The sequence below is a fragment of the Nitrospira sp. genome (assembly GCA_024760545.1).
In the GTDB taxonomy this organism is placed as follows: domain Bacteria; phylum Nitrospirota; class Nitrospiria; order Nitrospirales; family Nitrospiraceae; genus Nitrospira_D.
Genome location: CP060501.1, coordinates 2,025,155 through 2,038,623 on the forward strand (window position 1 = coordinate 2,025,155; position 13,469 = coordinate 2,038,623).

The 13,469-nt window shown below is 55.9% G+C and carries 15 protein-coding genes; 10 read left to right on the top strand and 5 right to left on the bottom strand.

Annotation, left to right across the window (positions count from 1 at the left end; translation table 11 throughout):
• Position 1: 1 nt before the first annotated feature.
• The gene (locus H8K03_09610; GenBank protein UVT22118.1) at positions 2-688 is read right to left on the bottom strand and encodes a type 1 glutamine amidotransferase; all 687 of its coding nucleotides are present in this window, start codon (positions 686-688) and stop codon (positions 2-4) included.
• A gap of 122 nt (positions 689-810) precedes the next feature.
• On the opposite strand from H8K03_09610, the gene H8K03_09615 reads away from it, so the two are divergent.
• The 3 genes from H8K03_09615 to H8K03_09625 all read left to right on the top strand — a co-directional run bounded on the left by H8K03_09615 (position 811) and on the right by H8K03_09625 (position 4,286).
• The gene (locus tag H8K03_09615; GenBank protein ID UVT22435.1) at positions 811-2,766 is read left to right on the top strand and encodes an alpha-amylase; all 1,956 of its coding nucleotides are present in this window, start codon (positions 811-813) and stop codon (positions 2,764-2,766) included.
• Between the two features lie 67 nt (positions 2,767-2,833).
• Positions 2,834-3,346 carry an O-acetyl-ADP-ribose deacetylase gene (locus H8K03_09620; protein ID UVT22119.1) on the top strand — a complete coding sequence of 171 codons (513 nt, stop codon included), beginning with the start codon at positions 2,834-2,836 and terminating at the stop codon, positions 3,344-3,346.
• Between the two features lie 121 nt (positions 3,347-3,467).
• Positions 3,468-4,286: a hypothetical protein gene (locus tag H8K03_09625; GenBank protein UVT22120.1), complete on the top strand. Its 819-nt coding sequence runs from the start codon at positions 3,468-3,470 to the stop codon at positions 4,284-4,286.
• A 23-nt stretch (positions 4,287-4,309) separates the two neighbouring features.
• Here H8K03_09625 and H8K03_09630 read toward each other — a convergent pair whose 3' ends face one another.
• Positions 4,310-5,047 carry a methyltransferase domain-containing protein gene (locus tag H8K03_09630; GenBank protein ID UVT22121.1) on the bottom strand — a complete coding sequence of 246 codons (738 nt, stop codon included), beginning with the start codon at positions 5,045-5,047 and terminating at the stop codon, positions 4,310-4,312.
• Positions 5,048-5,334: 287 nt separating this feature from the next.
• Here H8K03_09630 and H8K03_09635 point away from each other — a divergent pair, with 287 nt between their 5' ends.
• The gene (locus H8K03_09635; GenBank protein UVT22122.1) at positions 5,335-5,958 is read left to right on the top strand and encodes a hypothetical protein; all 624 of its coding nucleotides are present in this window, start codon (positions 5,335-5,337) and stop codon (positions 5,956-5,958) included.
• Here the strand turns inward: H8K03_09635 and H8K03_09640 are convergent.
• Positions 5,951-6,301: a hypothetical protein gene (locus H8K03_09640; protein UVT22123.1), complete on the bottom strand. Its 351-nt coding sequence runs from the start codon at positions 6,299-6,301 to the stop codon at positions 5,951-5,953. The genes H8K03_09635 and H8K03_09640 overlap by 8 nt on opposite strands.
• 56 nt (positions 6,302-6,357) lie before the next feature.
• Here H8K03_09640 and H8K03_09645 point away from each other — a divergent pair, with 56 nt between their 5' ends.
• The gene (locus H8K03_09645) at positions 6,358-6,843 is read left to right on the top strand and encodes a hypothetical protein (GenBank protein UVT22124.1); all 486 of its coding nucleotides are present in this window, start codon (positions 6,358-6,360) and stop codon (positions 6,841-6,843) included.
• Here H8K03_09645 and H8K03_09650 read toward each other — a convergent pair.
• Complete coding sequence (locus H8K03_09650; protein UVT22125.1) at positions 6,837-7,868, bottom strand: hypothetical protein; 1,032 nt, start codon at positions 7,866-7,868, stop codon at positions 6,837-6,839. The genes H8K03_09645 and H8K03_09650 overlap by 7 nt on opposite strands.
• 217 nt (positions 7,869-8,085) lie before the next feature.
• On the opposite strand from H8K03_09650, the gene H8K03_09655 reads away from it, so the two are divergent.
• Positions 8,086-8,694: a M15 family metallopeptidase gene (locus H8K03_09655; GenBank protein UVT22126.1), complete on the top strand. Its 609-nt coding sequence runs from the start codon at positions 8,086-8,088 to the stop codon at positions 8,692-8,694.
• Positions 8,695-8,726: 32 nt separating this feature from the next.
• Here H8K03_09655 and H8K03_09660 read toward each other — a convergent pair whose 3' ends face one another.
• Positions 8,727-9,857 (bottom strand): carotenoid 1,2-hydratase, encoded by a 1,131-nt coding sequence (locus H8K03_09660; GenBank protein ID UVT22127.1) that lies wholly within the window; start codon positions 9,855-9,857, stop codon positions 8,727-8,729.
• Positions 9,858-10,046: 189 nt separating this feature from the next.
• Between H8K03_09660 and H8K03_09665 the strand changes: the two genes are divergently transcribed.
• The 4 genes from H8K03_09665 to H8K03_09680 all read left to right on the top strand — a co-directional run bounded on the left by H8K03_09665 (position 10,047) and on the right by H8K03_09680 (position 13,469).
• Entirely contained in the window at positions 10,047-10,736 is a 690-nt protein-coding gene (locus H8K03_09665; GenBank protein ID UVT22128.1) for an LON peptidase substrate-binding domain-containing protein, read from the top strand.
• A complete protein-coding gene (locus H8K03_09670) occupies positions 10,736-11,707 on the top strand; it encodes an ATP-binding cassette domain-containing protein (GenBank protein UVT22129.1) in 972 nt (323 codons plus the stop codon). Before H8K03_09665 ends, H8K03_09670 begins: the two co-directional genes overlap by 1 nt.
• 9 nt (positions 11,708-11,716) lie before the next feature.
• A complete protein-coding gene (locus H8K03_09675) occupies positions 11,717-12,496 on the top strand; it encodes an ABC transporter permease (GenBank protein UVT22130.1) in 780 nt (259 codons plus the stop codon).
• 112 nt (positions 12,497-12,608) lie between these two features.
• Positions 12,609-13,469 (top strand): hypothetical protein, encoded by an 861-nt coding sequence (locus H8K03_09680; protein ID UVT22131.1) that lies wholly within the window; start codon positions 12,609-12,611, stop codon positions 13,467-13,469.

The window sequence follows — 13,469 nt, forward strand, 5'->3', positions numbered from 1 at the left end:
ATCAACGTGCGGAATTCAGCAGGTAGGCAACAAGCCGGTCCGCCACAACATGCGATGGGGAAAGGTGAGGAAGTGCCGTTGCTTTCACTTGAGGAGCCGTAAGACGAGCTTTCATCAAATCCGGGGCACATTCACGGCATAGCGAATCGATCCCGCCTTCTTCCATCTCCAAATGGAACAGAAGGCCATATGCACGGTCCCCATAACGAAATGCCTGCAGTGGCGCAATTTCAGATCCCACCAACGGCACGCAGCCCTTCGGAAGGTCAAAGATCTCACCGTGCCATTCGAAGACGTCGAAGGCCTCGGGGACTGTCCCAAACACGGGATCCTGTTTCCCCTCATCAGTCAGGCGAACAGGTGTCATGCCGATTTCCAAGGCCTTGCCAGATCGGATGGAGGAGCCAAGCGCCTTGGCCATGAACTGGCTTCCCAAGCACACCCCGATCACCGGCTTGCCAGCGTGAAGCGCAGCTCTGATGAAGTCGGTTTCTTCATGGATCCACATATCCGGATCATTCACCGACATCGGACCGCCCATGACGATGAGCAAGTCCCCCGCATCTTTGGGGACGCCATCCTTCGGGACAAGAGAATATTCAAGGCTCACACCGCGCTTGGCTAGGGCCTTCGCGAACGCTCCCGGCCCTTCGAAGGGAACATGTTGGAGGCAGACAGCTTTCGGCATCTTCGTCCGACTTGGCAGAAACGAACGAGAGGTACGACCTGGACTTTCCCTCGATGGATACATACACTGTCCCTACGAAAGCGGCAAGGGAAGAATCTCCCGGCAGAACGGATCAGGAACGTATGCCACCCCCCGGGGCTCAAACAATCCTCAGCCGGCCAATACCTCAAAACCTCAGTGATGTCATGTTTCCTCGGCGCCAGCACTTTCATGCATCACCGGGCGATTGGCGCGACGAGATCCTCTATTTTCTCCTCGTCGATCGATTCAGCGATGGGCGTGAGGCATCCAGACCGCTGCTCGATCGGAGCCGGCGTTCGTCGTTTCGGCCTCAGAGGCATGATGGGCAATCTTGGCGGTGGGATCGTTGGGCCGAATCAGGCGCGCATCGATGGCAGGGAGGAACGCTCAGCGGTGTAGTATCCAAGCTCGGCTATCTGCATGACTTGGGTGTTACCACGCTATGGTTGAGTCCCGTGTTTAAACAGCGTGGACACCTCGACACGTTTCATGGCTATGGGATTCAGCATTTCTTAGATGTAGATCCTCGATTCGGAACCAGGAACGATCTGGTCGCGCTGGTCGAAGCCGCTCACTCGCGCGGCATCCGCATCATCCTGGACATTATTTTCAACCATTCCGGGTTCAATTGGGTCTATCCGGGAGGAGTTCAAGAGCCTCCATACAAACCGTTTCCGGATCGCTACGCCTTTGGTTCATGGTTGGGACGAACGGGTGAGGAGATCGGCGGCACCATCACAGACCTTGAAACCGGTGTTTGGCCGACCGAATTACAGGCCATCGATTGCTACACCAGAGCGGGCATGGGAAATCTTGGGGCCGGCAGTCTGGATGACCCCAACGCGGAACATAAGCGAACAGATTTTTTTACCTTGCGCGACTTCGGGCTCAGCGCACGCGGGGTTCTCGATCACCTGGCTGCGTGTTATCGCTACTGGATCGCCCTCACCGACTGCGATGGTTTTCGAATCGATACCTTGAAGCATGTGTCGTTCGAAGAAGGACGGAATTTCTGTGGCGCGATCAAGGAGTTTGCCGCCAATCTTGGAAAGGCCAATTTCCTGCTGGTCGGTGAAGTGGCCGGAGGCGACTTTGCGCAGGATCGTTACCTGGATGTACTCGGACGAAATCTTGATGCCGCGTTGGATATCGGCGAGATGCGGATGACGCTTCACGATGTCGCCAAAGGGCTGGCCTCTCCTCAAGCATACTTCGACGGCTTCGACGCCGGCAACGCAGAGATGGGGTCACATCGGAATATCGGCCAACGGCATGTCTCGATCTTGGATGACCACGACCATGTCTTTGGTCAAAAGATCCGCTTCTCCAGCGAAGCGGCGTCGGAAGAGCAAGTGGTCGCCGGTGTGGCACTGCAGTTGTTCACGCTGGGTATTCCATGCGTGTACTATGGAACAGAACAATCCTTTGCCGGACCGGAAGAGTCGGAACGCCGATTTCTTCCCGGTTGGAAGGGCGGCGATTATGCCGACCGATATCTGCGCGAGACCATGTTCGGCCCCGAGCATCCTCGAGCCCCTGGACGTGCAGGCTTGTCAGCGACCAATGGTCTCGACCAGAGCCTTCCGGGCTTCGGTCCATTTGGAACGGCAGGCGCACACTGCTTCGACTCTCATTTTCACACCTATCGCCGGATTGCAGCGCTCACGGCAGTTCGAACGCAATTTCCGGTTTTACGGGTGGGTCGGCAGTATTCGCGGCCGATCTCGCTATTCAATGGACCATTTCTCTTTCGAGGGCCGGGTGAACTCGTCGCATGGTCGAGAATTCTCAGTGATGAAGAAGCCCTGTGCGTGATGAATGCCCATGGGACGCAAGTTCGAGGCGGCGATGTGGTGGTAGATGCGGATCTCAACCCGGACGGTTCGGCTCTCACTGTTGTTGCGAACAGCATGGAAGCGGGAAGTGGAACGTCCGTGGGAATAGCTCATCCGGTTGGATCACAGCTTCCAATCAAGCGACGTACCGACGGCACGGCCTTCGTTGAGATTCGTAATATGGCTCCTTCCGGCGTGATCGTCGCGGTCAATCATTCGTAAGCGCTGTGGCCTTGGAGGGAAACCCGTGATCCCTCGCGCATCAGTATGACCTCAGGTGAGAACTATTGTGCCCACTGGCCTTCTTGCCATCTGCAACGACATCACGACACTTCGCGTTGATGCGATCGTCAATGCGGCGAACGAGTCTCTGCTTCCCGGCGGTGGGGTGTGCGGGGCTATCCATCGCGCAGCGGGACCGGAATTGGCGCAGGAATGCCGACTGCTCGGCGAGTGCCAAGCCGGTGACGCGAAACTGACCAAGGGCTATGGTCTGCCTGCCCGCTATGTCATTCATACGGTCGGACCGGTCTGGCACGGCGGGAACAAGGGCGAGCCGACACTGCTCGCCTCCTGCTATCGCCGCTCTCTCGAGATCGCGGCCGCACATGGCCTTGAGACCATAGCCTTTCCAAGTATCAGCACAGGCATCTACGGCTATCCGATCGACCTTGCCGCCCAGGTGGCGATTGAGTCGGTTCGTACCATTCTGCTCGAATTTCCCAACGTCCGAGAAGTGATGTTCTGTTGCTTCTCTCCCCGGGATTTGGCGGTGTACAACAAGTACCTCGCCGGAATGTGACGAGCGACTTCGCCAATGCTCCTTTCTCCCCTTCTACCTCAGACGCTTCAACCAATCCTCCGAGTCGAATACTCTCGCACCGCTGGCAGTGCGTCCAGGCCTGCGCTACAATCGGCGTATCGTGAAACACTCCATCAAGGACGCTGAGGATCTACGCTGGCTGATCGGCCATACGGGCGGTTTCCGCTCCGGCTATGTGACCGATATACAGATATCCAAGCGCCGCCTCTTCGACGAAGGATCCGGACGTGAGGTGCCGGCCGGTACCACCATCTCGGTCACCATCCGGTACGAGGTGCGCGGGTTGATTCGAGTGGCCAAGCTCACCATGACCGGCGTGACGGATTTTTCGGTCTTCGAGCAGGATGGGGCCGACTGCTCATCGCTCAGCATTATCCAGACGGAACTCAGCGCCGGGAAGCTGCGTTTCTGGTTTGATCCGCAGGGGGAACTGTATGTCGTGTGCGATGAGGCGCATCTGGAGGAAGTCGCTACGCCTTTCGTGACGGCCCAGCAGGCTGCAGAACTTGCTCGATGGACCTTCCAAGGCCGGACTGCCGAAGGTCCGACGGTCCAGTGGCTGTTACACGAGCTGGATCAGGCCGATTTGCCTTGCGTGTGGCGCGAAACGAAGCGGACAGGTGCCGTCCATCCGGCGGTGCAGTGGGAGGGTGATCTGATTCCGGCAGGCGATTCTGCGGTCAATGGGGACAACATGGTTCATGTCATGGCCTATGGTCCTCTGGAAGGGCAAGGTTTCGGTCTGATGCTACGAGTATTTGGTATGCAGGACCGACAGATGAGCCGTATTCTTGAAGTCCTTGCCGATCACATCACTCAACATTTTCCGGGCGATTGTCTCGTCGGTACGACGATCATACCGGGCCGCGAATGGGAAACCTGGCTGATTCGAGAACACTATTCACGACGTAATGGGTGAGAAGATGGAAGCTGAAGGGTGGTTCAGTGCGCGTGTTCCGGGGAATAACGCCCGTTACCGTTCCCATTGGAAAAGCCGTTTGTGCCGCTGCCGTTCACATAGCCTGAAACATTGTGAGACGTGCCGTTTCCGTTCGTCTGTTTACCCTTTCCATTGACACATTCGACCAAAGCCCACAGCCGCAGCGGGTTCACACTCTGCTTCCGAGCAATATGCAACGATGTCCCCTCTAACACGGTATTGAGCGACAAATCCGTCCGCCAGCCTAGATGCTTGGTCAAAGGAGAGAGCACCTTTTCTACGGCTGCGATCACCTTGTTACCGTTGCTGAAGTGGTTCAACATGATGATGCGGCCCCCTGGTCGGCAGACCCGAATCATCTCATTGACCACCTTGCGATAGTCGGGAACCGCCGTCACGACATAGGCCGCGACAACGGTATCGAAGCTGTCATCGGCGAACTCCATCGCTCCTGCATCCATCCGATGAAGCTGGATGTGATCAAGGCGGTGGGCTTCTGCCTTTTCCTTCGCTTTTGCGAGCATGCCCTCTGAGAGATCGATTCCCACAATGCGGCAATGTCGAGGATACATCGGAAGAGCCAGACCGGTTCCCACGCCCACTTCGAGGATCTGCTCATTCGGTTGCACATCGAGGTTGCGAATGGCTGATTCTCGCCCTTCCTGGAAGACTTTGCCGAAAACTTGATCGTAAAACCCCGCGTAGGAAGTATAAACACGTTCAATTTTATGGAGATCCATACCCTCCTCCAAACCTCAAACGACCCACTCTCTGCGTACCCCAGCTGCAGAGTGGCAGACAGCTATGCCGACGCGGGATGAAATTTAAAATTATGGCGGGAAACCCATGATGCAAGGCCCGCCGGAACGCAGCCCGCCGTACTGTAGCCAACTCATCTTCATGAGTCAACAGATTCTTGGAGGAACTGTGAAGTAGGTATAATCCTAGGACCTACTTGGAAAAAATGAGTGATTCATGGCCTCTGCTGCCTTGATTCGTGCGTCGTTCCTATGTGATAGCTACAGCCATGATCCTGGCCGGCCTCTTTGCAAGCGCCTTGTGTATCGGGTTGATCGTCGGCGATTGGTTGTATTTTATTCGGCTGACCCCTGACGCCATCCGGTATGGCTGCCGTGTCGCGAAGCATCAAGATCAATGGCCCGGAATGGTGCTCGCGACCGTGCACGATCGCTTCACGCCTGACGGCCTGTTGATGCTTCCGCACGGAGTCGCCCGGTTTTACCCGGAATTATCCCAGATTGCGATCCGCCCTCAGTACCGATTCTTCTCGAAGAATTTCCGTACCGCCTGGCCGGTGAAGGGACTGATCCATCTTTCTCCCCAAGATCAAGCTCTGGGAACGTTCTGCGTAAAGCGCATTCCATGGTCATCGGCGCTCATCACACTTTTATGGTTTGCGGTCGTCTTACTGGGATCTCTCACCTTCGTGATTCAGTACACCATGGAGGATGGATTTACGTCGTTGGGTGGGACGTTTCTGGGGATCGGCATCGTCGGTCTTGCAGGCATGGTCGTGCTCTTCGGATTCATCACGGTCACGTTTTCTTTTCGCCTGGAAGACAGCCGTCTCATGAAAGTCCACGACGAGTTGCGCGACGCGATTGCAGGTCTTGAACACTCATCTAGCTGAGAAACAAATCTAGAAAATGATCGTATTCGGCCGGCAAGTCCAAGATAGATCGGTTGCGGGCAAGGCCGGCGATGATACCTCGATGTTTTTTGACGAGACCGGAGGTCTCGAAGGCATGCCGGAACTGCTGCCATTGCAGAGCGGGATCGGCTACAATCCGAAACTGTTCGTCCTTGGGCAACGCGTGGACGGCGGTCGTCAAGGTTCGAATGGCTTTTTCCACGCTCTCATAGGGCGGAGCCAATTTGAGCTGGGTATAGAAACACTCCAGGTGGCGGCGGAATTCATCTTTAAGGAACAGAAGCGGGTCGCTGGAGTTCAGTTCAGCACCTTCCCTGGTCAATCAGGTGGATGATACGGTATGAAGACGGAACGGAACAACTCTTCAATGGAGGACGTATGAAGCGGATGTTTGTCGGGTTACTTGGTCTGTTCACCGCAATCGTGATGGTCGGCTGCTCCTCGCCCCACCATCACCATGGCATGATGGGAGGCGGCAAAAGCGAGGCCTATTGGCAGAAGGGCCAGCAAGATATGGCCTCCTTGATCGACAAAACTGTGAAAGACCCTGATAAAGCACAGCAGGTCAAGAGCATTTCCGGCGAAATCGTCAACGAACTGAAGACAGGCCGAGAGCAGGAACGTGCCTATCACCGGCAACTTTATACATTGAACGCCAGCTATACGGCGCCGCCCGAAGAGTTTTCCAAGGTCCTCGACGAGGCAAGCACTCAACGAACGAAAACGTCAGCGAAGGTTCTGGCCCTGCGATTCAAGATGAAAGAGTTGATGACCGCCGATGAATGGAAGGCCCTGACCGATAAAATGCTGTCGTATAGCAGTCGATACCAGCACGGAGATGCAGGGGCAAAGACCGGCTATTGATCTGCAGCCGGCGCGGCTTTGAGTGGCACAGCGGCCCATGTCGCGCCGGCGTCGGTGGAACGATAGAGACCGCTGCCGTTTGTCCCGGCATAGAGCACTTGCGAGTTTTTCGGGCCCATGACCAGGGCTCGAATATTCCGGGTCGCAAAGCCTTGATTCATTTCCCGCCACGTCTTCCCGCCGTCAGGACTTTTCCACACCCCGGCAGGGCCGCCGACATATAGGTTCGACGGCTCCGTCGGGTGGATCACAATGCTGCTCACAAACGGATCAGGCAGCGATTGTCCGATCCGCTCCCACTGCTCGCCTTTGTTGGCCGTGCGAAAGAGACCTTTCGTCGTCCCTGCATAAACGACGTTGGGATTCGTCCGATCGATTTCAATGGCATTGACGCCCAGTGCCATGGACGCCATCAGTTCGCTTTCAGGAATCAGTCCGTTGTTGATCTTCTTCCACAACATCGCCGCATCGTCCGAACGATAGATCCCGCCAGTCGTTCCACCAAACAGGATGGTGGGATCCTTAGGATTGATGGCAATGGACGTCACAATATGGACTTCCTTCATTCCGTTCATCCGTTCTTCCCATTCACGCCCCGCGTCCTTCGTAGAGAACGCGCCCACGGTCGTTGCGATATAAATCTTTTCGCTCAACGCGGGATGAAATACGAACTGATTCACGAACGAGACATGTTCTTTCAATCCGACGTTATGGGGCAACCAATGTTGTCCGCCGTCCGGACTCTTGTAGACGGCATCTCCCATCGTGCCGGCATAGATCGTGGCTGGCAGCTGCGGATCGATCGCAAGCGTCGTCACCCGGCGCGCGCTGAAGCTCGGGAATCGCTCCCAAGTCCCACCGCCGTCTCGTGACTTGTAGACGGCGTCGTTCGTGGCCACGTAGAGGATGTTGACGTTGGTCGGATGGAGCGCGATCGAAACGATCGCCTCACTCTCCTTTTGACAACCGAGAGAGACAAGAAGCGATGCCACCAGCAGGAGTTTGATCGTGGACAGACGCAGCATGGCAATCGTGGCGGCAGACCTAAACACAGGATTCAGCGAGGAGTCAAGGATGAAGACCTCTCACACTGCGAGGGACGGTTTTCCTACTAATGATGTTTGACACATCTCCCACAAAGGATAACAATCCGCACGAGTTTCGCTCGACAGGAATCAGGACATAGGGCTTCCAGTATCTAGCTCCCTATCGAAGCCTACAAGATAAGAAAGGGGATTCACGATGGATATGGAAGACATGATTTCTGCGGTGCAGAAGAAGCTGGGCGTTCAGGTAGATGGTCGAGGTGGGACCGAGACCTGGGGTGCGATTTATGCCCACATCGTCAAACCGACGGTGCGAGGAGAAACTCCCGCCGAGGCGATCGAAGAAGTCGACGCACGCAGCGAAAAGAATATCGCGACACTGCTTCCAGAAGTACGGCCCATCGCCCGTGCATTGGTGCAAAAGGCCGCTCAAAATGGGATTCAAATAAGGATCATTAGTGGCTTAAGAAGCTATGCCGAACAGGACGATTTGTACGCGAAGGGTCGTACAACGCCTGGTGATAAAGTCACAAATGCGCGGGGCGGGTACTCGAATCATAACTTCGGCATCGCCTTTGATGTTGGAGTCTTCGAAGGCGCGAAGTACCTCAGCGAGTCCGTCAAATATAAGGCGGTCGGCGTCCTCGGAATGGACTTGGGTCTCGAATGGGGCGGCAACTGGAAAACGCTGGTTGATGAACCCCACTTCCAACTCCGTCCTGGGTGGGCTGTGGATATCACGGAATCGGAAATGTTGGCAGGGCTTCGGGATCGCAAAGAGAATGGAACCTCCTTCTATGCATAGCTCGAACGACTGAGGACTAATCCGACTTTCCCCTACAGTTTCTGGTTGATCCGTTCCGCGTAGCCCGTCATCTCAACATAACCTTGGCCCTTGAGCGGCCGGCCTTGCTTGGTGCCCGTGACTGATACCGCACCTTCCCAATACGTGACTTGCGCGGTCCGCGAAGTCCGCAGTTCCTGATCGGCCAGCAAAGGAGCGAGCTCCAGGGTAAGGTCGAGGGATGGTACGGTCAGCCGCCATTTCGCGGGATACGTAGCCTTGCTTGCAGAGCTGGTCCATGTGGCAGTCGACTCGATCTGAAAGCCGGTCACCGGGAGGTGTCGTGTCTGACCATCCGGTGAGACTGCCGTACCGCTGGAGGCCGGGTCGGACATGCCATCTTTCCGACGCATGCGATACAACATGAGCTCGCTGTTGTCGTCCAACTGAAGGCTGAACCAATCCCACCCGACCAGATCGTTCCCAAGATCGGCCGATCCGAATTCATGATCCATCCAACTCGTGCCGGTCACATCGAATGTTTCGTTGTCGATCGTCAACTGCCCGGTTGTCGCGAGTCTGGTGAATGAATAGTAATGTGAAGCTTGTCCGATGGCATCCCCTTTTCGACTGATGCCGTCCGAACCATGGGTGACGAGCGACTTGGCCGGTTGCATCGTGAGGGTCAGGGTGTGGGTATCGTCGCGAGCCGTCACGGTATGGAAGCCGGTCGAGTCGGTCGAAGCCTCCGCGCGCCAATCGTCGATCCAGACTCGGAGTCGCGATTCATCGGCCCCTGCCTTACCCAACCCTTCACGGCTGAGTTTTTCGGAGAAGTGAAATCGCCGTCCGGTGATATCAGTCACGGCAAAATGCGCAAAGTACAACTGGCTCACCGACCATTTCGACGGCAGAGTTTTGATGTCCTCCGGCGGGACGGCTCGGCGGAAAAAGGTCAATTCAAAGCCAAAGGACCGGCTGTTCTTCGACTGGAGATGTCCCGTGTAATACCACCACTCGGTGCGATAGCGCGGGTGCGACCCGTGGTCCTTAGGAAAGTCGTACCGATACCCGGCGGTCGCATATTGAAACGGTGTCGGGGATGGGCTCGCGCCGAACGTCATCGAGAGATTGACGCTCAGCACGGCAGCAAGAACAATCCCGATTCGCATCCCGGCTTTCATGCTCAGCCTCGTTTCAGCAACAAACTTGGAGAGGAACACCAATACTGTGTTGCTCAATTGGCTCGGTTATAACACGCGCTTTCTCTACGAACAAATCGCCCGTCTGTGAGCGGTGTTTCACATTTCACAGCAACTTGCCGGTCGACTTGCAGCGTTGACAATTTTCACACGTCTCAGCTATCGTGAGTCATGCAAATCGATCGCGAACGTGGGACGTCGACGACAGGCCCGTCCAAGCATGCAGAACCATTTCCAATTCCCGACCGCCTTCCAGTGTTTCCATTGCCCAATGTCGTTTTTTTTCCGAAGACATACCTGCCGCTCCACATTTTTGAGCCGCGTTACCGCCGGATGGTCGGCGACGCAACGATGGGCGGTCAATGTATTGCCATGGCACTGCTGAAGGAGGGATGGGAATCGGACTACTATGGGAATCCAGCGATCTATCCCGCGCTCTGTATCGGACGGATCGTGAGTGTGCAGCCCTTGCCGGACGGCCGTTCCAACATCTTGCTGCAGGGCCTCGAACGTTGCGAGATCGCCGAAGAGCACTTCGAAAAGCCGTACCGTGAAGCGACGATTCATGTGACCCCTCTACGTTCGGACGAGGGGCTGACGAAAGACGTTCGGAGCGGACTGATCGATGTACTCGGGCGCTACCTCCAAGCGAGAGAAGACAGCACGGCATGGCAAGGGTTTTTTCGCGAGGAAGTCAGCGACGAAGTCTTGGTCAACACCCTCTCGACCTACCTCGACTGTACACCTCTGGAAAAACAATTTTTACTGGAAGCGGACGGACTCCACCAGCGGGCGCGTCGATTGAACGATTTGGTTCAATTCATGTTGCACGAGCGTCGCGGGGCGAAGGGCTGGGAATAATGGATCGCACCGTCGCTATCAGCGTCAGCCGTCTGTGTAAAACGTATGATAGTCACAAGGCTGTTGATGACTTGTCGTTTCAGGTCTACGCAGGAGAAATTTTCGGTCTCCTCGGGCCGAACGGCGCAGGCAAAAGCACGACGCTTCGCACCCTCATCACCCTGTTGCATCCGACATCGGGCACCGCGACCATCATGGGCTACGACACGGTGCGCGAGGCGGATAAGGTACGAACGCTGATCGGGTATGTGCCTCAAGAACGAGCGATCGACCGGTTCCTCACCGGGCGTGAACACCTTCAATTATTGGGAGCTCTCTATCACTTGACGAAGGATGAGGCGGCCAAGCGTATCGCCGAGCTGCTCAAATTAGTTGAGCTGGAAGCCCATGCGGACCGACCGGCCAAGACCTACTCCGGTGGTATGAAACGGAAGCTGGATATCGCGTGCGGGCTGCTGCCAGACCCCAAGATCTTGTTTCTCGACGAGCCCACACTCGGCCTCGATGTGCAGAGTCGTCTCCGTATTTGGGACTACGTCCGAATGCTCAAAGCTCGCGGGATGACGGTGGTCATGACTACCAACTATCTGGATGAAGCCGATCGACTCTGCGATCGACTGGCCATTATCGACGGCGGCAAGATCAAGACCCTGGGCTCACCGGCTGAGCTTAAGATCGCTCTTGGCGGAGACATTGTGTCCCTGACCTTGAAAGAAACCAATCTGATCTCATCACTCGAGGCGGACTTGAAAACCCGTCCGGCAGTCAAAGCCGTCCGGGCAACAGCAAAGGGCTTGGACATCAGGGTGGAATCACCGGAGAAGGCCTTACCGGCCATTCTTGAGTCGGCCAATCGATTGGGTTGCGGTATCGAGTTTATTCAGTACAACCGTCCACGCTTAGACGATGTGTTCATCGCGCATACGGGGCGAGCGATCACCGAATCGATTCCGGAAGCCGAGTCGGCCTAAAGGAGACACGTGGCGCATTATTGGCAAGAAATCAGCGCGTTGACGATGCGATGGGTCCGACGATTGAGCCGGGAAAAATTCAGCATGCTCTTCACGCTGGTGCAGCCCATGCTCTTCTGGCTCATCTTCTTTGGGAACCTCTTCCAACGGGCCGCCGACACCCAGGTCATGCAGGCCCCGAACTACATCAGCTTCCTCGCGGCCGGTGTGGTCGTGATGACCGTCCTGAACAACGGTCTGGCCGGCGGGGTCGATCTGTTATTCGATAAGGAAAACGGGTTTCTCGAACGTCTGATGTCCACGCCCATTCACCGAAGCTCCGTCATTCTGAGCCGCTTCATTTTCGTCATGGGGATCACGTCGATGCAGGTCCTCGTGATTCTTGGCGTCTCCTACCTCTTCGGCGTTCATCCCGCGACAGGCATCCTCGGTGTGGCAACGATTCTATTGATCGGGATGATGTTCGGCATCGGCTTAACCGCAATTTCCATGGCGATGGCCTTTTCCGTGAAAAGCCACGGTGATTTCTTTTCCGTGCTGGGATTTCTTTCGTTGCCGATGATTTTCCTCAGCTCTGCATTGGTTCCCTTAGCCGCCATGCCCGGCTGGATGAGTTTCCTCGCCCAGTTCAATCCGATGACCTGGGCAATCGACGCGGTACGGCCCTTAATCCTCTCCGGCTGGGGTGAAGCCTTGCCGCATGTGGGGATGGTGGTGGTGGTCATGCTCGTATTTGATGCCCTGTGTTTGTACGGTGGCGCCAAGGCATTCCGCCGGGCGATGGGGTGATGGCACCGTGAAGCGTCGATCGCTTGACTGATGCCTGAATCCGTCGGATCATTGAGTCATTGCCGGATCGTTCGGGCTCGACACTGTGGCGGACAACTCAGAATTTTTAAGCATGCTGATTCCGGAGAGTCAAATTCGCGCGCTCATTCGTCTTCTGTCTGATGAGGACGACAAGATTGTCCGTACCATCAGCGGAAGACTCATCGATATCGGTCCATCGGCCGTCCCGCTTCTCCAGGAGGCGGAAATCGAGCAGCCCGAAATGGCCGATCGAATCGCCTCTGTCCTGGAAGAAATCCGAGGAGGAAAACTGGAGGACGAGCTCGCGCACTTGGTTGCCCTGCCGAACGAAGGCATGAGTCTGGAAACCGGCGCCTTCCTCATCGCCCGCTACGCCTATCCGGCGCTGGATGTCGCTCGCTATCGTGAACAGTTGGATACGATGGCGGACGAAGTTCGAGCGCGGATCGGCTATCGAGCTTCCGGGGAGGAAGCCGTCAATGCGCTCAACCGTTATTTGTTTGCCGAGCAAGGGTTCAAAGGTAACACCAAGAACTATTATGAAATCGAGAACAGCTACCTCAACTGTGTCATGGATCGGCGAGTCGGCATCCCGATCAGCCTGTCGGCGGTGTATCTCTTTATTGGACAGCGCTTGGCGCTGCCGCTGTTCGGCATCGGCATGCCCGGACACTTTTTGGTGAAGTACGAGTCCGATCGGTACAAGATCTTCATCGACTGTTTCAACCACGGCGCCTTGTTGACGGAAAAAAACTGTGCCCGGTTTTTAACCGAGGCCGGTTACGGGTTCGACGACAAGTACCTGCAAAAAAGTCCGGTTCGGGCGATATTGTCCCGCATGGTCAAAAACCTCTTGGCGATCTATTCTAAGGCCGGAGATTCCGTCAAGACCGCCCGCCTGACCAAATTCATCGAGATCCTTGGCGGCGCTCCTCGCGAAGAGGGGCTGTAA